Source organism: Duganella paludis (assembly GCF_054461335.1).
Window position 1 is genome coordinate 4,573,062 of the sequence record NZ_CM136922.1, and the last position, 20,696, is coordinate 4,593,757.

The window sequence follows — 20,696 nt, forward strand, 5'->3', positions numbered from 1 at the left end:
ACCCCGGATTGGTTTTAGAACTTGTAGGTCGCTTTCACGTAGAAGGTGCGGCCCAGCGGGTCCGTGTAGCGTGGATCGTAACCGCTCTGGAACGTCGTGCCCTGGTTGGTGTACGGCGGCGCGGTGTCGAACAGGTTCTTGATGCCGGCCGTCAGCTCCGTGTTCTTGAAGCCCGTGTAGCCGCCCGACAGCGAGTACGTCGAGTACGCACGCACCTTGTTGCGATAGGCGTCGTCGACGTCGTTCTCATCCACATATCCGCTCAGGTATTTGTTGGAGAAGCTCGCACTCCACACACCTTTTTTCCAGTTGATGGTGGCGTTGTGCTTCCAGCGGAATACCGGCGCGTTGTCGCCGTACACGCCGACATTCTCAACAAACTCGCCGCCCGTTTCGTTCTGGTACTTGTAGCTGTGCACCCAGGTGCCGTCGAACTGGAAGCTGAAGTCGCCGGCCGCGCTGCGCGGCAGTTTCCAGCGCAGGCTGGTGTCGATGCCTGACGTCTTTACCTCACCCAGATTGTCCAACACCGCGTTCACGTACTGCAGCGTCTTGCCGTCGGCCGAGTAGACGAAGTAGCTCTTGTACTTCTCGTAGTTGTCGAAGATGGTGGACTCCGCCACCGTGCCGATCGAGTCGCGGATCTTGATGTTGAAGTAGTCCAGCGAAATGCTGACCGCATTGGTCGGCTCGAACACCGCACCCAGCGCGAAGGTCTTGGATTTCTCCGGCTTCAGGTTGGCGTTGCCGCCGCTGCGGATGTATTGCTGCTGGTTGCAGGCCACGTTCGGATTGGCGCCGGTCGCCGCCGCGCCGCCCGGGCACAGCACCGGATCGTCGTAGGCATTGCTGGTGAAGGTGGAGGTGGCCGGACCGTGCAGGTCGTACAGCGTCGGCGCGCGGAAGCCGGTGTTGTACGAGGTGCGGAACATCAATTGCTTGCCGGCCTCCCAGCGCAGGCCGAGCTTGGGATTGAAGCTGCCGCCGACGTCGTTGTAGTGGTCGTAGCGGGCCGCCGCCGACAGTTCCAGCGACTTGGTCAGCGGCACGCTCAGCTCGCTGTACAGCGCGGCGATGTTGCGCTGGCCGGACTGGTCCTTGGCGTCGGCATAGCCGGAGCTGGAGGCCTGCGAGGCCAGCGCCGTATTGATGTCGTAGACGGCTTTGTCGTGACGGAACTCGCTGCCGATGGCGAAGCCGACGCCGCCCGCCGGCAGCTGATAGATCTCGCGGCTGACCTTGCCGTCGACGCCGATGCTGGTCATCTTGGCGGCCAGGTATTCGCCGCGCAGTTGCGCCGCATCGATGTAGGCCAGGCCGGCCGCCGATTGCTCGCCGAATGGATTCAGCACGCCGCTCAACACGCCCGCTTTCATCAGCGAGTCGTTGGTGTAGCCGCCGGCGAAGGCGCTGCTGGCCTTGCTGATGCCGTAGGTCAGGCCGACGTTGTAGTCCCAGCCGGCCACCAGACCTTCCGAGGCCAGCACCAAGCGGTCGGAGATCGAGGTGTCGTAGCCCTGGCGCTTGCCGGCGGCGACCGTGCGCCAGTTGATGGTGAGGTTTTCACCGGTCAGGCCGGCCACGGCCGGCACGCCGGCGCTGCCGCCCGGATAGTAGGGACTGGCCGAGGTCATGGTGATGCCGGTCAGCGGCGACGGCGCGATGGCGCTGGCGTTGGTCGAGCGGCTGTGCAGGTATTCCACCGTGGCGATGTTGTCCGCGCTCAGTTTGAAGCTGGCCTTGCCGAGGAAGGATTCCTGCTGCGTCTTCGGAATGTCCAGGATGTAGGCGATGGTGTCGGTGCGGCAGGTGCCGTTGGCAGTGTTGCGGATCAGGCCTTTGCCGGCGCAGCCGCTGGCGTAGTAGGGGTTGCCGGTGATGCCGTTGGCCGAGTAGAAGTTGCCCGGCTGCGAGGTGCCGCTGCTGTTGTTGATGCCACGGTCGGCGCGCACGCTGGTGCTGGAGAAGTCGCGGTCCACCGCATCGAGCGCGGTCTGCTTGTGCAGGTCGATTACGCCGAAGACGTTCCAGCCGTCCTGGTCCAGGTCGCCGTAGCCGCCCGACAGGTTGAGGCGCGATTCGCCGCCGGCGCCGCTGGCCTGCGGCTGGTAGCGCTCGACGCTGACCGTGCCGCCCTGGACCGAACGCTTGGTGATGAAGTTGATCACGCCGCCGATGGCGTCGGTGCCGTAGATGGCCGAGGCGCCATCACGCAGCACTTCCACGCGGTCCAGCGCCGAGAGCGGGATGATGTTGAGGTCGACCGAGGAACCGTTGAACGGATGGCTGGCCAGGCGGCGGCCGTTGAGCAGCACCAAGGTCTTGTTGCTGCCCAGGCCGCGCAGGTCGGCGGTGGCGATGCCGCCGGTGCCGGAACCGACCGACTGGCTGCTGCCGGTCGAGCTCTGGTTCATCGACAGCGTGTTCATCACTTCGGCGGCCGTGGTCAGGCCTTGCTTGGCGAAGTCCGAGGCCTTGATGCTGGTGATCGGCAAGGCCGTTTCGCTGGCCAGGCGCTTGATGCTGGACCCGGTTACTTCCACGCGCTGGATGGCGCCGTCGTCGGTTTGGGCAACGGCTGCCTGCATGCCAACGGCTAGGCCGCCGGCGAACATTACACGCAGAGTTCGGGTAAGAGCTCTTTCTATCATCATGGGTGTGTCACTCCTGATTTTGTTTTGTGGTTGGGGAAAACCATCAAAACATTCAGTGACTATCCAAACAATGACCGAAAGATAATTGTGTGTATACCCAACAGTAGCAAATAAAAGCACATGTAAAGACGCGCCTTTGCATAAAGCGGCCGGCGGGTCGCCGGACCGCATTCCGCCGTCGCGGCGGCTTTACATCTGGACACAATGGATAAGATGTAAAGACAACTGCGGAGGGTGTAAAGTTTTGTTGGGAGGCGGTCTGACCGAAAAAAAATTGCTTGCCAAGCCCGGAACTATGGCGTTATAGTCAACCCATGACCAAATTCTTCTTTACCGGCTGGTTTTACTTTAGCTTTCCAACCCCTAGGCGGTGGATGAGCGGCCGGTGCACGTAGAAGCAGAAAACGAGTCCCAGCAAATTCCTAAAAAACCGCCTCCCTAGGCGGTTTTTTTTTACCCGTAATTTTTTAGATTAACTGGAGAACAGCATGCCCCGTACCGATGATTTGCGCATCCGCGAGATGAAGGAACTGACGCCACCGTCCCACCTGATCCGTGAGTACGCGTGCACCGACGCTGCGGAGCAGACTGCCGCCAACGCCCGCGTGGCGCTGCACCGCATCCTGCACGGCCAGGACGACCGCCTGATGGTGGTGATCGGCCCGTGCTCGATCCACGACACCAAGGCCGCCATGGAGTACGCGCGCCGCCTGGCGCCGCTGCGCAAGGAGCTGGCCGGCGACCTGGAAATCGTGATGCGCGTGTACTTCGAAAAGCCGCGCACCACGGTGGGCTGGAAGGGCCTGATCAACGATCCGTACATGGACAACAGCTTCCGCATCAACGACGGCCTGCGCATGGCGCGCGAGCTGCTGCGCGACATCAACGAGCTGGGCCTGCCGGCCGGCACCGAGTTCCTCGACGTTATCAGCCCGCAGTACATCGCCGACCTGATCTCCTGGGGCGCGATCGGCGCCCGCACCACGGAATCGCAGGTGCACCGCGAGTTGGCTTCCGGCCTGTCGTGCCCGGTCGGCTTCAAGAACGGCACCGACGGCAACGTGCGCATCGCGGTCGACGCCATCAAGGCCGCTTCGCAGCCGCACCATTTCCTGTCGGTGACCAAGGGCGGCCATTCGGCCATCGTGTCGACCAACGGCAACGAGGACTGCCACATCATCCTGCGCGGCGGCAAGGCGCCGAACTATGACGCCGCCAGCGTGGAGGAGGCCTGCAAGGCCATCGCCGCGCAAGGCCTGGCGCCGCGCCTGATGATCGACGCTTCCCACGCCAACAGCTCGAAGAAGCCGGAAAACCAGGTGCCTGTGTGCGCCGACATCGCCGGCCAGGTGGCCGGCGGCGAAAGCCGCATCGTCGGCGTGATGGTGGAATCGCACCTGGTGGCGGGCCGCCAGGATCTGGTGCCGGGCAAGGAATTGACCTATGGCCAGTCCGTCACCGACGGCTGCATCGACTGGGACAGCAGCGTGCAAGTGCTGCAAGGCCTGGCCGCCGCCGTGCGCCAGCGCCGCCTGGCCACGCAGGCGCGCGAGGCTGCCGCAAAGTAAGCACTAACTAGACTCTTCTGTAGGCCCCAATGTCGCGTTGGGGCCTTTTTTTTGCGCCCGACTAGCATGGCTGTTGTAAGGACGCCAAAATTGCATGGGGTTCGATTGACAGTTAATTCGCTGCCATGTTGATATATAAAACATGGCCGGTGTCGTTGAACACCTTCCTAGCGTAGTTCCCCACAAGTGAACCGAATTCCCGTCTGCAGCCTACCCGGCTACGGTCGTTGGATAGTTGCATCCTAAAAAAATTACCCCGGAGGTTAGTCATGATTCAAGAAAGAGTGCTGTCCCGTAGCTTACGCCTGATGTTCTCGGGCAGTATGGTTGCCAGCCTGGGCATGCTGGCGCTGCCCGCCATCGCGCAAGAGGTGGCGCCCGACCAGCCGATACAACGCGTGGAGATCACCGGTTCGTCGATCAAGCGCATCCAGAAAGAGGGCTCGCTGCCGGTGCAGGTGCTGACCGCCGCCGAAATCAAGGCGACCGGCGCCTCTTCCGCCACCGATCTGATCCAGATGCTGCCGTCGATGCAGGGTTTCGTGCCGTCGTCGAGTTCGGTCAACGGCGGCGGCGCCGGCGTCACCACGGCCTCGCTGCACTCGCTGCCGTCGAAGTACACGCTGGTGCTGCTTGATGGCCAGCGCGTGGCACCGAGCGCCATCGGCTCCGGCCAAGGCGGCGGCTACGCGGTCAACCTGTCCAGCATTCCGCTGGAAGCGGTGGAGCGGGTCGAGATCCTGACCGACGGCGCCTCGGCGCTGTACGGCTCGGACGCGATTGCCGGCGTGGTCAACTTCATCCTGAAGAAAAACATGACCAAGGGCGAGGCGTACGCCACCTACGGCCAGCCGAAGAAAAACGGCGGCAAATGGAGCAGCGCCGGCATCACCAAGGGTTGGGGCGACCTGGAAACCAATGGCTGGAACGTGCTCGCCTCGTACAGCCATGAGGAATTGGAGCGCATCACCGCGCTGCAGCGCGACTTCTCGGCCAAGGGCGCGTTCTTCAAGTTTGGCGCCAACGGCAAGCAGTACTACTTCGACCAGCGCACCGGCAACACCGAGCCGGCCAATATCACCTTCAACGCCCGTCCGATCGGTTCGAACGCCGACACCACCGGCTACGCCATCAATCCCTACCTGGCTGCCAACGGCAATTGCGGCAGCGCACTGGCCGGACCGCTGGGCACGCAATGCCGCTTCAACTATGCCGCCACAGTGGAAGACGTGCCGGGCAGCCATCGCGACAGCGGCCTGCTGAAAGGCACGTTCAAGATCAATGAAGACACCACGGCCTGGGCCGAGCTGGTGCTGTCGCAATATGCGATGACCGCGCAATTCGCACCGTCGGCGCAGCCTATGGGCGTCAATTCCACCACGCGCTTCCCGGCGCTGTACGCCAAATACGTCCAGTCTTACCTGGCGGCGAACGGCCTGGAAAATCCGACCAATGACGCCACGCTGGGCTACCGCTCGGTGCTGATCGGCGGCCGCGCCGATGAGTACCAAACCACTGCGCGCCACTTCGCCACCGGCATCGACGGTTCGGCATTCGGCTGGACCTACAATGGGTCGCTGATCCTGTCGCAGGCCAAGCTGAAGGACACGGCGGCCGGCGGCTATTCCGACTTCACCATGCTGGAAAACCTGGTGGCGGCCGGCAAGTACGATCCGGTCACCGGCCAGGGCGCCGACCAGCTGCAGGGCGCGCTGCTCAACGGCCACGTCTTCTCGCGCACCAAGTCGACGCTGAACACCGTGCACGCGGGCGCGCAGCACGACCTGTTCGCGCTGCCGGGCGGCACCTCCATCATCTCCCTGGGCGGCGACTATTCGAAGACCAAGTACGAGATCGACTACAGCTCGCTGATTCTGTCCAACTCGGGCTTCTCGACCCAGCCGGCTTCGCCGAATTATCCAGTGGGCGGCAGCTACGGCCAGGTGCCGTTTGGCGCCAAGCGCGACAACTGGGGTGTGTTCACCGAGGTGCTGCTGCCGGTCACCAAGACCTTCGAGGCGACCGTGTCCGGCCGTTACGACAGCTATGACAAGGTACACAGCGATTACATCTTCGCCTCGGTGCCGGACGCCTCCGGCCTGATCCCGCGCCTGGGCAGCGGCGACATCGGCAACACCTCCAGCGCCGGCACCTACAAGGTCAGCGTGAAGTGGACCCCGGTCGACACCGTGCTGTTGCGCGCCGCCTACGGTACCGGCTTCAAGGCGCCCAACCTGAACGACATCGCCGGCGCCAACACCTTCAACGGCAGCACGGCCGGCAGTTATGCGTGCCCGTTCCCCGGTTCGCCGGGTTGCCAGGTCGGCCAGGCGCAGTACGACTTGCTGACCGGCCCGAACGGCCAGAGCGGCGATGCCGGCCTGCAGCCGGAGAAGTCCAAGCAATGGACCCTGGGCGGCCGGGTCGAACCGCTGCGCGGCCTGTCGCTGGGGCTGGATTTGTGGAATGTGCAGATCCGCAACCAGGTGCTGTCGGCCGGCGTGCCGGAGCAGGTGGGCTTCGCCAATCCGCAGACCTACAAAAACCTGTTCGTCAATCCGTATCCTGATCCGGCCGGCTACACCACCATTGCTTACCTGCTGGCGCCGATCAACGGCGGTGTCGCCAACTACCGCGGCATCGACTGGGACTTCAGCTACCGCAACAAGACCGCCATCGGCGATCTGCGCGCGGCGTGGAACGGCACCTACATGCTCAAGCAAAACTACACCACCAGCGCGGGCGGCGTGGTGCAGTCCAACCTGGGCGCATTTGGTCCGGACAATGGCGTGGTGTTCCGCGTGCAGAGCAATGTCAGCCTGAGCCTGACCAACGGCAAGCTGACCAACACCCTGACCGCGCACTACAAGTCGGGCTACCACGACCAGGCCTATCCGGTCGACACCGCCGTGTTTGCGGTCAATCCGGACGGCAGCGTGGGCGACTCGGTGGCGTTTGGCGGGCTGTGGACGCCGTCGTACACCACCTTCGACTGGCAGGGCAAGTATGACTTCGGCAAGTTCGCGCTGACGGCCGGCATCAAGAACCTGCTCGACCGCGATCCACCGTTCACCTTGCAGAACGCCGGCGGCGGTAATCAGATCGGCTATGACGGTCGCTACGCCGATCCGGCGGGACGTTCGTTCTACATTACCGGCAACTACAAGTTCTAAGCCAGGTGACCGCCCAGGAGTTGCACATCAACTCCTGGGTTTTTCTTACACCGCCAGATTGCTGGCACTGCATTTTTCATTTAAAGCCTTTCTCTGCAAGGAATTGCGCGACGTGATTGGCAATTTCCGTATTATTCAAATCGGACATCAGGAAATGGGTGTTGCCGCGTATGCCGATCTCAGGCAGATGCACCAGCCGCGCATCGCCGCCGTGGCGGTTGATGGCGGCTACCCACAGCCGCGCCATCGCCAGCCGCACTCGCCAATTGTCTTGCCCGCGTTCGGTCGTGGCTTGCTCGGGGAAGTTATCGCCGTAGTAGATGACGATGGGCATCCGCGTGAGCTTCTGGAAATCGGACAACTCCACGGCTTCGGGCGACAGCGTGCCCGCCGCGCTCGGCATCGGCGCCGGCAGTTCGCCTTGCGGGAAAATGAAACCGCTGCCCGGTTCAAACGCCACGATGGCTTTGACGTTGGGATTCTTGATCGCGGTCAGCCAGCCAGGTCCGCCCCCTTGCGAATGGGTGAACAGGATGGCGGGACCAGTCTTGCTCAGCAGCGCCGACAAGGCATCCGAGATGACGCCGGCATCGTATGGGCCGGTGTTGGGCGTCACCGAACGCAGGAACTGGTTGAGGGTTTCGGCCTTGCGGTCGAACTGTACGTTGTCGAAGTAGTCCGGCCATTTGCCAAGACGGAATTGGTCGAAGAACAGCTGGTCGTTGGGCGTCGGCTCAATCGTCGCTCCGACGGTGCTGTTGCCCGCGCGGCCACGACGCGGCTGGTCAACCAGGTAGACCGGGAAGCCGCGGCGTAGGAACAAGGTCTGGAATCCCTCGCGGCCATCGGCGGTGGTCTCCCAACTGCGCGCCGACTGCAAGGCGCCGTGCAGCATGACGATGGGCAGGCCCTTGGCGTTGTGTGGCACCTGGTAGAAGGCATACAGGTGGTCGCCGCGCAGGCTCTGTCCCGTGGCTGTCGGCTGATTGTTGTTGTAGTTGCCCGCAGTGCGGATCTCGCTCCCGCCTGCGCTGAAGCTGCCTTGTTCGCGGATTTGCAGCGCAGCCGGCGCGGCGTCCTTCACCAGCGATATCGCACTCTCCACCTGTGCCGCGCTCAAGCCCACCCGCAAGGAGGCCTGCATGTGGGAGCGCAATTGCGGCTCGGTGCCGGGCATGGCCGACAATGCACCGAGGGTCGCCAGTTCACGGCTTTCCCAGTCGAGATTGTCGCGCTCGAAGATATCGCCGAACAAATGCGCTTGCAGATACTGGTTGATGACGGGCGCAAACTCGACCACCGCGCCTTGCACCGGGCCGCCGGAAATTTTCGTCTGGTTTGCCGTTCCGATTGCAAGCAGTCGTTCGCCAGTCGGAATTGCCTTGCCCGGTCCGCGGCCGGGCGCGTCCTTGATGCCGCGCTGCTTGCGCGCCTCGACTACTCTCATCAGTTCGCCTAGCGCGTTCAGGCTTTTCGGAAAACCTGCGTAGGCGTACAGCTGGACCAGAATCTCCTTGGCTTCGCTGATGCTCAGTCCTGCGTCCAGTCCACGGTTCAAGGCGGCGTTGAGTTTGGGCATATCGCTACTGGCCGCGAATGCAGCGATCAGCGGGATCGCCTGCTGCCGCTGCGACAGGCTTGAGGAAGTCGGCGCCGCAAGCGTTGTGATTTGCGCGAGACCAGCGGCGCTCAGCGCTGCCTCGTATTCCTGCTCGCCGACTTTGCTTTGCCATGACACCGAATTGCCGTCCAATTTCTCGGCGATGGCGATATGCGTCATCGCGCCGTCCGGACCGGCGCCGTGCCAGTGGCGCACGTTGGCCGGAATCGTGACCGTGTCGCCGGCACGGATCACGAGCGCCTGCCGGCCTTCCTGCTGCATCAGGCCAACGCCGGCGGTAACGATCAATGTCTGGCCCAGCGGATGGCTGTGCCATGCGGTGCGGGCGCGTGGCGCGAAGGTCACGGTAGCGCCGGCCGCGCGGCCGGGCGCCTGCGCCTGGAACGGCGCATCGATGCGGACGGTGCCGCTGAAGTTTTCGGGCGAACCGGTGACGCCGGGCTGGGGCGCCGCATGCGCGACAGTGACCGCCGCGAAAACGTACAAGGCGAAGAGCAATGGTTTTCGCATCGGATCAGATGTCCAGTTTGCGTTCGGACATCCATTTGACGATGGCCGGATCGCGGTGTGAGAAGAAGCTGCTGGTATTGGTATCGAGCGCTTCGATGCGCGCCATGTCCGCCGCATCGAGTTCAAAGTCGAAGATAGCGAGGTTCTCCGCCATGCGCTCCTTGCGCACCGACTTGGCCAACGAAGCGATGCCACGCTGCAGCAGCCAGCGCAGTACCACCTGGCCGGTCGTCTTGCCATGACGCGAGGCGATGGCCAGCAGCGTTTCGTTTTGGAACAGGCCGTTGCGGCCTTCGGCGAACGGCGCCCACGCTTGCGCTTGCACGCCGATCTCGCGCATGAAGGGCGCGTTTTCCCGCTGTTGCTGGAACGGGTTCACTTCGATCTGATTGACGGCGGGCGCGATCTCGTTGAACGCCGTGATATCCATCAAGCGGTCCGGATGGAAATTGCTGACGCCGATGGCGCGCAGCTTGCCGGCGCGGTAGGCGTCTTGCATCGCGCGCCATGAACCATGGACGTCGCCAAACGGCTGGTGGATCAAGTACAGGTCGAGGTAGTCGAGCTGCAAGCGGCGCAGCGATTTGTCGATGGCTTGCATGGTAGGTTCGTAGCCGGTTTCCTGTACCCACAGCTTGCTGGTCACGAACAGTTCCTCACGTGCGACGCCGCTGGCGCGCAGGCCAAGTCCGACGGCTTCTTCATTCATGTAGGAGGCCGCCGTGTCGATCAGACGGTAGCCGGTTTCAATCGCGTCGATGACGCTGCGCCGGCACTCGCCGGCATCGGCAATCTGGAACACGCCATAGCCGGCGAGGGGCATTTGTACTTGGTTGTTGAGGGTGACGTATTGCATGGTTGGATACCTTTTGATGGTTGGTCAGGAACCACTTTAGGCCAAGGACTGACATCTGAATAGTGACAAACCAGTTGTTTTATCCGCATAAAATTGATGATAATCTGCGCGGGAGGAGACCCGTATGGCTATCAATGAACTGCGTTCTATCACGACCTTCATCAAGGCGGCGGAGCTGGGCAGCCTGCGCAAGGCGGCGCAGGATCTGGGCATCAGCCCGCAGGCGGCCAGCAAGGCGCTGGCGCAACTGGAGGCGCACCTGGACGCCCGGCTATTCCATCGCACCACACGTGTGATGTCCTTGACCGACGCCGGACAGCGCCTGCTGGAAGACGTGCAGCCTTCCGTGCTCGGCATGCAGCGCGCTTTGCTGAAGGCCCGCACCGCAAAGGACGAATTCGCCGGACCGCTGCGTATTGCCGGACCGCGCACCACGTTCCAGCCGATACTCTGGCGACTGGTGGAGGAGTTCTGCGCGCTGCATCCCGGTATCCGGCCCGATGTCTTGCTGGAGGATCGCGTGGGCAACTGGGTGGAGGACCGGATCGATGTCGGATTCCGGCTGGGACCGTCGCCGCACGAAGGCGTGATTGCGCGCCGGCTGTTTCCGCTGCAGCTGGTGATGTGCGGCGCGCCGGCCTATTTCAAGCAGCACGGGGTGCCGGACTCGCTGGCGGCGCTGGCGTCGCATCAGTGCAGCGCCTTCCGCAGTCCCGGCACCGGCAAGGTGGTGCCCTGGCATGTGAAGCTGGGAGAGGAGAACGTCGACCAGCCGGTGGTGCCGGCGATTTGCAGTAACGATGAAACGTTCGAATTGCAGGCCGTCCTGGCGGGCAAGGTGCTGGGGCAGTTGGCCGGCGTGACGGCGGCGCCGTACATTCGCTCCGGACAGTTGCTGCCGATTTTGGTCGACCACATGCCGGACATCGCCAGCTACTTCGTCTACTTCGGCAGCAAAACGTCGCAGCCCGCCCGTGCGCGCGCCTTCATCGACCTGGCGGTGCAACGCCTGGCGGACAATCCAGACTATCTGCTGAGCGAGGCGGAATTGCGCGGCAAGCAAAAGCGCCGCCCATACAAAAAGGGCTGAGCCCTGTGCAAGACAGAGCTCAGCCCTAGCGGGCATGCTACGATTTAGAAGCTGTAGCTGCCGCGCAGGTACAGCGAGCGGCCGACTGGATCCGTGTAGCGTGGATCGTAGCCTTTCTGGAACAGCGTGCCCTGGTTCGAGAACGGCGGCTCCTTGTCCAGCAGGTTCTTCACGCCGGCGGTCAGGGTCACGCCCTTGAAGCCGGTATAGGTGCCCGACAGATTCCACAGCGCATACGACGGCACCTCGTTCAGGTACTGCGTTGCCACGCCCAGGTTCTGGTCGGTGTAGCCGGTCTTGAACGACTGCGCCAGGGTGGCGGCGAAGTCGCCCATGCGCCAGTTCAGCGCCAGGTTGTGCTTCCAGCGGAACACCGGATTGTTGGCGGCGTAGCGGCCGACGTTCTGGATGAACGGACCATCGCGTTCGTCCTGGTACTCATACTTGTGCACGTAGGTGCCGTCCAGGGTCAGCGTGAAGTTGCCGGCCTGGGTGGCGCCCGAACGCAGGGTCAGGCTGACGTCGACGCCGTCGGTGTTGACCTTGCCCAGGTTTTCCTTCAAGTCCAGGATCGCGTACGGCGAACCGTCGGCATTGCGCAGGAAGCGCGCCTGGTATTTCGCGTAGTCGCCATAGATGGCTTCTTCCGGCAGCGCGTTGATCTTGTCCTTGAGCTTGATGTTCCAGTAGTCGACCGCCAGGGTCGCTTGTGGAATCGGCTCCAGCACGATGCCGACCGAGAAGGTCTTCGATTTCTCAGGGCTCAGGTTCTGGTTGCCGCCCTGCAGTTTGAACTGTTGCAGGTCGCAATCGCGCAGCGGGTTGGCGATCGGGTTGGACGACAGCACGCCGCCCGGGCACAGCACCGGATCGTTGTACGAGTTGTTGGTGTCGTTCTTCGATTGCGGCGCGTTCTTTTCAAACAGGGTCGGCGCGCGGAAGCCGGTCGAGGCCGAGCCGCGCAGCAGCACCTGCTTGGTCGGCTGGTAGCGCACGCCCAGTTTCGGGTTGGTGGTGCTGCCGACGTCGCTGTAGTCATCGTAGCGGGCCGCCAGGTTGACTTCCAGGTCGGTGAGCAGCGGCAGGTTGACTTCGCCGAACACGGCCTTGATGGTGCGCGCGCCGTCGGTCGACTGCGAACCCGACAGGCCGGACGACGAGGCCTGGCCGGCGATGTCGCGGTTGACGAAGAAGTCGGCTTCTTCGCGGCGCAGTTCGGCGCCGATGGCCACTGCCAGCTTGCCGCCGGCCAGGTCCATCAGCTCGCGGCTGGCCTTGGCGTCGATGCCGGTGTTGCGGGTCTTGCCGTTCTGTACCTGGCCGCGCAGCGCGGTGCTGTCGAGGTAGGTCTTGCCGGCCGCGTCCTGCTTGCCGAACGGGTTCAGGATGCCGTTGGCCACGCCGGCGGCGAACTTGGCGTCGTTGACGTAGCCGCCGGTGAAGTATTCCGCCGAGCGGCTTTCCGACAGGGTGAAGCCGGCCTTGTAGTCCCAGCTCTTGAACAGGCCTTCGGCCGTGAAGGCCAGGCGGTCGGCCGCGCCCTTGGAGTTGATCTCGCGCATGCCGGCTTCAGTCGGACGCCAGTTGACCGACAGCGGATCGCCCGACAGGCCAGCCATGGCCGGCACGCCGCCCGAATTGCCCGGATAGTATTTGCTCGACTTCGGCAGGATCAGGCCGGTTTGCGGCGGCGGCGCGGTGTGCGACACCACGTCGTTTTCCGAGTGCAGGTATTCGACCGACGCCAGGTGGTCGCCGTTCAGCTTGAAGGTGGCCTTGCCGAAGAACGAGGTCTGTTTCTGTTCCGGCAGGTTGTCGATCTGGCGCGTGTAGTCCTGGCGGCAGGTGTTGCCGCCGCCGATAGGCAGCGAGTTCGGCGCGTCGCAACCGGTGGCGTAGCCCGGGTTGCCGGAGACGCCCGAGGTCGGATCGAAGAAGTTGCCGGGGAAGGTGGTGCCCGAGGTCAGGCTCAGGCCGCGCGACGGGATCACGCCGGTCTTGGAGAACTCGCGCTGCTGCGAGGTCAGGATGTCGATCTTGTGGTAGTCGAACACGCCGAACACGTTGTAGCCGTCTTCGTCCAGGTTGCCGAAGCCGCTCGAGACGTTGACGCGTTTTTCGTCGCCGCCGTCCTTGCGCGGCAGGATCGCTTCGCCGGTGATGGTGGTGGTCTGCACCGAGCGCTTGGTGATGAAGTTGATCACGCCGCCGATGGCGTCGGTGCCGTAGATGGCCGAGGCGCCGTCGCGCAGCACTTCCACGCGTTCCAGGGCCGAGATCGGGATGATGTTCAGGTCGACGCTGGCGCCATCGTAAGGATGGTTGGCGATGCGGCGGCCGTTCAGCAGCACCAGGGTTTTGTCGCCGCCGAGGCCGCGCAAGTCGGCGCTGGCCTGGCCGCCGGTCGGCAGGCCGGAGCTGTTGCCGCCGACTACGTTGCCGGAGCTGAAGCTGGAGCTGTTGGACGGAATGCGGTCGAGCACTTCCTGGGCGGTGGTCAGGCCCTGCTTGACGAAGTCATCGGCCTTGATCACGGTCAACGGGTTGGCCGTCTCCGACACCAGGCGTTTGATCGACGAACCAGTCACTTCCACCCGCTGCATCGGCGCTTCGGTCTGCGCCTGTGCGCCGGTGGCGATCAGACCCAGGCCCAGCAGGCCGCCCGCATAGATGCGGCGCAGGGAATGGGACAGAATTGTTTCTTTCATCATTGCTCTCAGCTCCCAAAAACGACATGAACATTGTTGTATATCGATTTCCTGATAGGAAATCGAAAGGCTATTTTGACCGCCGGTTACGATGGTCAGGGCCACGATAATTTCACTAGACGGGATGAGGTGTCAATTGTGTAACATTGTCTGTTGATATAAAACAACAGTTGGTTACAGATGTATAGACGAAAAAAAACTCCCGGCATGCCGGGAGTTTTCTATGCAACTGAGTGAAAGCCGAGGGCTACATCAGAAGCGGTACTGGGCGGTGATGTAGAAGGTGCGGCCCAGTGGATCGGCGTAACGGCCGTCGTAGCCCACCTGGTTACCACCACCCGAGTTACGGATGGAGAACGGTGGATCGCGGTCCAGCAGGTTGCGCACGCCGCCGGTCACGGTCAGGTTCTTGATGTAGTTGACCTTGGCTTGCCAGTCGAGCGTGGTGTACGAGCTGACGTCGCGTTCCATGCCGACCACGCCACCGATGGTGCCGTCGGCGTTGACTACGCGTACTGCTGCGTCGTCGGCGGTCAGCGGCTTATCCTGGTAGCCCGAACGGTAGTTCAGGGTCAGCGAGTTCGACAGCTTTTCCGAAGTCTTCAGGGTGAAGATCATGCGGCTGACCACGCGGAACACCACGTTGTCATAGGAGTCGAAGCGGCCGATCGATTTCTCGGTGCCGACGAACGGTGCATCCTGCTCCGCTTTCAGCATGTAGGTACCGGTCCAGTTGATGCTGGCCTTGCCGATCGGGGTCGCGCTGCGGAAGGTGGTGTCCCAGTCGATACCCTGGAAGTGCGACGACGCCAGATTCAGCGGGGTACGTACGGCCACCAGCACGTTGCTCTTCTGGATAGGATCGGCGTAGACGGCGATGTATTGCTTGGCCAGCGCCGAATCTTTTTCAAACAGCTGATCCTGCGAGAAGGTGCGGATCTGGTTTTTCAGCTTCACATCCCACCAGTCCAGGCCAATCGACAGCGCGGTGGTCGGCTCGATGCGGAAGCCCAGGGTCGACTGTTTCGAGGTTTCGGCTTTCAGCGCCTTGTCGCCGGTGGCCGGGTTGCCGGTGTCCAGCAGGCCGTATTCCGACGAGCCAGGACGGCAGTATTTCGAACGTGGATCCGAGGCGGCCGTGATCGGGCATGGGAACGGGTTCGACGAACCGGCGTTTTTCAGCGGGTCGGCGATGTTGTTCAGGGTCGGCGCCTTGAAGCCGGTACCGTAGGAACCGCGCACCAGCATCGATTGGATCGGGGTCCAGCGTGCCGCCAGCTTGTAGGTGGCTTTGGCGACGTCTTCACCCAGTTTGCCCGATGGCGATGCCTTGCCTGCGGTGTCGTAGCTGGTGTTTTTCTTTTCCACGGCGTCGTAGCTGTCGTAACGCACAGCAGCGGTGGCTTCCAGGGTTTTAACGACCGGCATCAGCAACTCGGCGAACGCGCCCCAGTTCTGGCGGCTGGCGTCCAGCGCCTGCGAACCGGTGCCGCCACCGATCTGGGTGTCGGTGAAACCTGGGTTGCCTGGTCCTGGGCCCATGGCGATCTGGGACGGATTGTCCTTGTAGGTTTGCTTGGTGAAGTCGGCGCCCAGACCCAGGCCGGCGGTGCCGCCCGGCAGTTCGAACACTTCACGCGAAGCCTTGACGCTGGCGATGTCGAGCTTCGACTTGATCACGCCCAGGTCCTGGTGCAGCACGGCTGGCGCCAGGGTGGCGGCGGCGCCGGTGGCGGAGACGAACGGGTTGTACTTGCCGGTGCGGATCAGCTCTTCAAATTTGTTGGCGCTCATGTAGCCGGCCAGCGCTTTGTCGGTCTGCTCGTTTTGCGAGTGGGTGAACGATGCGCCCATGTCCCAACCAGCGTAGCTGGTGTCCACGCCCACCACGAAGTGCAGCGCGTCGGTGCGGTACTCGTCGGTACGGCCGCCGGCGTCGGCGCCACGGTAGTAGAAGAAGGCATCGGTGACGTCGGCGGCGTTGACGCCCTGGCTGGCCAGCAGCGGTGCGACCGAGCTGTTGTAAGCGCCGATGTAGCTGTTGTTGACGGTTTTAACGCCGGTGTCGGCATCGGTGCTGAACACGGTCAGCGGCTGGGCGGCCGGCGCGTAGCGCGCGGTGTTGGTGAACTTGGAAACCACCAGTTCGCTGTACGCGGTGGTGTCCTTGCCCAGTTTCAGCGAGCCGTTGGCGAAGACGCTGTCGCGCTTCAGTTCCGGCAGCAGCTGCACGGTGGCGGCGTAGTCGAAACGGCAGGCGCCGCTGCGCGAGAAGGTGTTCGCCTGGGTGCAACCGTTTTTGGTCAGCAGGTCGGTGTTCAGGACGATGTCGTCGTTGGCGGTGACCACTTCGACGTTGGCCGGGGTCGAGTTGATCGAGGTCTGCCAGGTGGCGTATTTCTTGCCGTCCTTGCTGAACTGGTGCACGCCGGACTTGGCGAAGTCGCGCTGGTTGGCGTTCAGTTCTTTCTGTTCGTCGTGGCTGTACGACACTTGCACGTTGAAGCCGTCGGCTTCCAGGTTGCCCCAGCCTTTGCTGATCGAGAAGTTGCTGCTCTTGCCGCCTTTTTCCGATGGTGCGTTGTAAGTGCCTTCGACCACCAGGTCGGTCTGGTTTTTCTTCAGGATGAAGTTGATCACGCCGGCGATGGCGTCCGAGCCGTACAGGGTCGAGGCGCCGTCGGTCAGGATCTCGACGCGCTCAACGGCGGCCAGAGGGATGCTGGCCAGGTTGACCGCGCTGCCGGTGCCGTACGGCGCCATGCGGCGGCCGTTCAGCAGCACCAGGGTGTATTGGGTGCCGATGGCGTGGATCGAGGCGGTTTGCACGCCGCCGCCGCCGCCGTTGACCGAGGCCGACGAGGTGATGAAACCTTGCATCGACGGCAGTTGGGCGACCAGGTCGGCCACGTTCTGCACGCCGCTTTGCTCGATGTCGGCACGGGTCAGGGTTTGTACCGGCAGCGAACCTTCTTTGGCGATACGTTTGATCGACGAACCGGTGATTTCGACACGGGCGACGACATCGGTGTCGGCGGCCTGCTGCGCCATGGCCGATGCGTGCATGCCAAGCGCCAGACCACCGGCGCAGATGATACGGACGGATCGGGCCATTACTGTTTCAACCATCATTATGTAGCTCCCAATTAAAACGAATGAACAACGGGTATGTGTAGTTATTTTTTGTCGGCATTTCGCCGTGAAAAAAACATGATCGTTTTTTCCATATAGTCATCAAATCACTTGGGCCAAATTGCTGTCAACGTGGAAACCCTTACGACCGTGCAGAAAAATCATCGTTTCCGTCGGGACACAATAGCGCCAAGAATGCCCAAAAAAACGCTCTAATTTGGTGCATATAGGCATGAAAGCAATGGAAAGATTGATTTCACATCAAAAAAAACGCGTTTATATGGCTGAGTTGATCGTGCAATGCACCAATTTGGTGTTTTGCAATGTCAGTGAACCTGCTTTAAGGACGTAACAGAACGTTACATTTATGCGACAAAAAAAAGCCCGGAAATGCCGTGTGGCAAGTCCGGGCTGAAACTGCTTTAAAGCGGGCTTAGAACTTGTACGAGCCGCTCAGGTAGAAAGTGCGGCCGAGGGCGCTGGAGTACGACGGGTTGTAGCCGATCTGGTGCGAACCGGTATTACGCAGCGAGAACGGCGGGTTGCGGTCGAACAGATTGTTGGCGCCGGCCGTGATTTCCACGTTCTTGAGCGGACGGAAGGCCGTCTGCAGGTCGAAGGTGGTGTAGCTCGGCACTTCCAGCGTGATGTCGTAGCAGGACTGGGCCGCGTCGGCCGTGGTCACCGCGCAGTCTTCCGCGTTCTGGTGCTTGTCGGTGTAGCCGTTGCGGTAGTTCGCGCTCAGGGTGTGGGTCCACTTGGCGTTTTCCCACGAGCTGCTGGCCTTGATGATGTTGCGGAAGCTGACCTTGTCGTTCGAACCATAGCGGTTCAGGCTGGTTTCCCACTGGTCGTCGGTGCCCGGCGTGGTGTAGCGCGAGCGCAGCAGGTAGGTGCCGGCCAGGCGGTTGGTCAGGCGGCCGTCGAACAGCTTGGTCTTTTGGGTGAAGTCGTAGTCGATGCCACGGTTTTCCACCTTGCCGATGTTAATCGGCAGCAGCTTGATGGCCAGCACGTCCAGGCCGGTCGAACCGATGTGCTTGGTCGTGAACAGATTGGCGTACTTGGCCGGGTTCTGGAAGATCAGACCTTCCGAGACCGAGGTCACCTGGTCGCGGATTTCCACGTTCCACAGGTCGATCGCCACGCTGGTGGTGCTGGTCGGCTCCCACACGGCGCCGATTGACCATTGCTTGGATTTCTCCGGCTTCAGGTCGGGATTGCCGCCCTGGAACACTTCAAACTGGCCACGGCCGGACTCGCAGTAGCGGGCCAGCGGATGGCCGCCCAGGCCGTTGGCGGCGGTCAGCGGGCAGTTGTAGGTGCCGCCGGTAACGCCGAACTCTTCCAGCGGGCCGGCGATTTCCTGCATGCTGGCGGCGCGGAAGCCGGTGCCGGTGGCGGCGCGCAGCATCAGGTTCTTGGCGGCCGAGTACTTGGTCGACACTTTGTAGGTGCCGGCGCTGGCCGAATCGCCCACTTCATGGCCTGCCAGCTGGTCCTTGACCGCGCCGATGTTGTCGAAGCGGCCCGACACGGTGGCTTCCCACTGCTTGGAGATCGGCAGCAGCAGCTCGGCGAAGGCGCCGGTGTTGGCGCGCTTGTAGTGGTTGTCGTAGACGGCGCTGTCGAACAGGATCAGGGCTTTTTCGGCCACGTCTTCCTGTTCGGTGCTGAAGCTGGTGACGCGGTAGTCCGCGCCCACGCTGATCATGGCGGCGCCGCCCGGCAGGTCGAACACCGGACGCGAGGCGTGGGCGTCGGCGCCCTTCATGACCACGGTCTGGGTGTTGTACAGGCCGGTGAAGCCGGTGGCGTTCAGTTGGTCGCGCATGGTTTGCGGCATGGCGCCCTGGGCGTAGGCGAACGGGTCGAAGCTGCCGCTGTTGAGCAGGGCGTCGAATTTGTCGGCCAGCGGGAAGCCGGACAGGTATTTCTGTTCCTGCTGGTTGCGCGACCAGGTCAGGGCGCCGTTGATGTCCCAGCCGAAGGCGGCGCCGTCGATGCCGGCCACCAGGTGGGTGGCCTTGGTGCCGTACTCGTAGCCACGGTTGCCCATTTCGTACAGGCGGTATTTGACGGCCACCGAGCTGACGCCGGCGCGTTGTTCAGGCGTCAGGTAAGGCGACAGGTATTTGCTGAACAGCGGCGAGCTGGTCGACAGCGAGAAGTCGGCCGGGTACGGCGCGATGCGCGCGGTGATCTTGGCTTCGGTGTAGGCGGCGTCGAAGAAGGCCTTGAAGCCGCTGCTGCCCAGTTTCAGGCTGCCCGAGCTGAAGATCGAATCGCGGCTCGATTCCGGATTGATCTCGATGGTCGAGGTGTAATCGTAGTAGCACTGGCCGTCGCCGAAGGCGTCGACGTTGTTGGTGGCGCACTTGCCGTTGATCAGGGCGTACGGGTTCAGGTTGACGGTTTGCGTCTCGCCTGCGGCGTCCTTGTACTTGACGGCGGCGTTGGCCGGAATGGCGCGCGAGGAGCCGTTCAGGAATTGCAGCGCCTTGCCGGTTTTCGGGTCGGTGAAGTTGATCATGCCGGTCTTGGCGAAGTCACGCTGCGAGGCTTTCAGCTGCTTTTGCTCGTCGTGGCTCAGGGAGACGAACACGCTGTAGCCGTCGTCCTCGAGGTCGCCGAAGCCTTTGCTCAGGCTGATCGAGTTGCTCTTGCCGCCGGCTTTTTCAGGCGAGCTGTACTTGGCGTTGATTTCCCACGGCGCGGCGCCTTTTTTCAGGATGAAGTTGACCACGCCGGCGATGGCGTCGGCGCCGTACAGGGCCGAGGCGCCGTCGGTCAGCACTTCCACGCGTTCGATGGCCGACAGCGGGATCGAATTCAGGTCGATGGTGGTGCCGGAGTTGGCCGGGGCGATGCGGCGGCCGTTCAGCAGCACCAGGGTGTAGGAGGCGCCGATGTCGTGGATCGACGCGGTGGTCACGCCGCCGCCGCCGCCGCCGACCGAGTCGGCCGCCACGGAGAAGCCCTGCATGGCCGGCAGTTGCTGGATGAAGTCGGTGACGGTGGTGACGCCGGACTTCTTGATGTCTTTCTGGCTGAACGATTGCACCGGCAGCGAGGATTCGGCGGCGATGCGTTTGATGCTGGAGCCGGTGATTTCGACCCGTTGCATCGGTTGTTCAGTTGCTTCCTGGGCGAAGGCATGGCCCAGGGTCATGGCCAGTCCGCTGGCGAACATGACGCGCAGGGAACGGGACAGGATGGTTTCTTTGATCATTGTGCTGTGTGCTCTCTCAAGTGGTTCAAACTTGTGAGGATGGATTGTCACCAATTCTCACAAGGGCCGATATGAAACCACTTAAAGACCACTCTTGTCAAATTTTATGCGGGTTTTTGTAAGTTTCGAATGGGTTTATGCTAAGAATAACG

General features: G+C 62.5%; 9 protein-coding genes and 1 pseudogene. 3 read left to right on the top strand and 7 right to left on the bottom strand.

The window, feature by feature from the left end; all coding sequences use genetic code 11:
- Positions 1 to 14: 14 nt before the first annotated feature.
- Complete coding sequence (locus ACXZ1M_RS20115) at positions 15 to 2,588, bottom strand: TonB-dependent receptor (protein ID WP_459049409.1); 2,574 nt, start codon at positions 2,586 to 2,588, stop codon at positions 15 to 17.
- Between the two features lie 554 nt (positions 2,589 to 3,142).
- On the opposite strand from ACXZ1M_RS20115, the gene aroG reads away from it, so the two are divergent.
- The gene (aroG, locus tag ACXZ1M_RS20120) at positions 3,143 to 4,222 is read left to right on the top strand and encodes a 3-deoxy-7-phosphoheptulonate synthase AroG (RefSeq protein ID WP_459049410.1); all 1,080 of its coding nucleotides are present in this window, start codon (positions 3,143 to 3,145) and stop codon (positions 4,220 to 4,222) included.
- A 269-nt stretch (positions 4,223 to 4,491) separates the two neighbouring features.
- Positions 4,492 to 7,395: a TonB-dependent receptor domain-containing protein gene (locus ACXZ1M_RS20125; protein WP_459049411.1), complete on the top strand. Its 2,904-nt coding sequence runs from the start codon at positions 4,492 to 4,494 to the stop codon at positions 7,393 to 7,395.
- Between the two features lie 76 nt (positions 7,396 to 7,471).
- Here the strand turns inward: ACXZ1M_RS20125 and ACXZ1M_RS20130 are convergent, their stop codons facing one another.
- From ACXZ1M_RS20130 to ACXZ1M_RS20140, 3 genes and pseudogenes are all read right to left on the bottom strand, one after another.
- Positions 7,472 to 9,175 carry an alpha/beta fold hydrolase gene (locus tag ACXZ1M_RS20130; RefSeq protein WP_459054052.1) on the bottom strand — a complete coding sequence of 568 codons (1,704 nt, stop codon included), beginning with the start codon at positions 9,173 to 9,175 and terminating at the stop codon, positions 7,472 to 7,474.
- Positions 9,155 to 9,643, bottom strand: a pseudogene (locus ACXZ1M_RS20135) (cupin domain-containing protein); the annotation flags it as partial. The pseudogene ACXZ1M_RS20135 and the gene ACXZ1M_RS20130, both read right to left, overlap by 21 nt.
- On the bottom strand, positions 9,531 to 10,382 hold the full coding sequence (locus tag ACXZ1M_RS20140) for an aldo/keto reductase (RefSeq protein WP_459049412.1): 852 nt from the start codon (positions 10,380 to 10,382) through the stop codon (positions 9,531 to 9,533). The pseudogene ACXZ1M_RS20135 and the gene ACXZ1M_RS20140, both read right to left, overlap by 113 nt.
- Positions 10,383 to 10,506: 124 nt before the next feature.
- Here ACXZ1M_RS20140 and ACXZ1M_RS20145 point away from each other — a divergent pair, with 124 nt between their 5' ends.
- Positions 10,507 to 11,472 carry a LysR family transcriptional regulator gene (locus ACXZ1M_RS20145; protein WP_459049413.1) on the top strand — a complete coding sequence of 322 codons (966 nt, stop codon included), beginning with the start codon at positions 10,507 to 10,509 and terminating at the stop codon, positions 11,470 to 11,472.
- A 44-nt stretch (positions 11,473 to 11,516) separates the two neighbouring features.
- On the opposite strand, the gene ACXZ1M_RS20150 is transcribed toward ACXZ1M_RS20145, so the two are convergent.
- The 3 genes from ACXZ1M_RS20150 to ACXZ1M_RS20160 all read right to left on the bottom strand — a co-directional run bounded on the left by ACXZ1M_RS20150 (position 11,517) and on the right by ACXZ1M_RS20160 (position 20,544).
- Positions 11,517 to 14,183: a TonB-dependent receptor gene (locus ACXZ1M_RS20150; RefSeq protein WP_459049414.1), complete on the bottom strand. Its 2,667-nt coding sequence runs from the start codon at positions 14,181 to 14,183 to the stop codon at positions 11,517 to 11,519.
- Positions 14,184 to 14,432: 249 nt separating this feature from the next.
- The gene (locus ACXZ1M_RS20155) at positions 14,433 to 17,294 is read right to left on the bottom strand and encodes a TonB-dependent receptor domain-containing protein (RefSeq protein ID WP_459049415.1); all 2,862 of its coding nucleotides are present in this window, start codon (positions 17,292 to 17,294) and stop codon (positions 14,433 to 14,435) included.
- 451 nt (positions 17,295 to 17,745) lie between these two features.
- The gene (locus ACXZ1M_RS20160) at positions 17,746 to 20,544 is read right to left on the bottom strand and encodes a TonB-dependent receptor (protein ID WP_459049416.1); all 2,799 of its coding nucleotides are present in this window, start codon (positions 20,542 to 20,544) and stop codon (positions 17,746 to 17,748) included.
- Positions 20,545 to 20,696 lie beyond the last annotated feature (152 nt).

Coding starts and splice junctions, on each gene's coding strand:
- ACXZ1M_RS20115 (WP_459049409.1), bottom strand. CDS start 2,588: ATGCAGGCAGCCGTTGCCCAAACCGACGACGGCGCCATCCAGCGCGTG.
- aroG (WP_459049410.1), top strand. CDS start 3,143: ATGCCCCGTACCGATGATTTGCGCATCCGCGAGATGAAGGAACTGACG.
- ACXZ1M_RS20125 (WP_459049411.1), top strand. CDS start 4,492: ATGATTCAAGAAAGAGTGCTGTCCCGTAGCTTACGCCTGATGTTCTCG.
- ACXZ1M_RS20130 (WP_459054052.1), bottom strand. CDS start 9,175: ATGACGCATATCGCCATCGCCGAGAAATTGGACGGCAATTCGGTGTCA.
- ACXZ1M_RS20140 (WP_459049412.1), bottom strand. CDS start 10,382: ATGCAATACGTCACCCTCAACAACCAAGTACAAATGCCCCTCGCCGGC.
- ACXZ1M_RS20145 (WP_459049413.1), top strand. CDS start 10,507: ATGGCTATCAATGAACTGCGTTCTATCACGACCTTCATCAAGGCGGCG.
- ACXZ1M_RS20150 (WP_459049414.1), bottom strand. CDS start 14,183: ATGATGAAAGAAACAATTCTGTCCCATTCCCTGCGCCGCATCTATGCG.
- ACXZ1M_RS20155 (WP_459049415.1), bottom strand. CDS start 17,294: ATGGCCCGATCCGTCCGTATCATCTGCGCCGGTGGTCTGGCGCTTGGC.
- ACXZ1M_RS20160 (WP_459049416.1), bottom strand. CDS start 20,544: ATGATCAAAGAAACCATCCTGTCCCGTTCCCTGCGCGTCATGTTCGCC.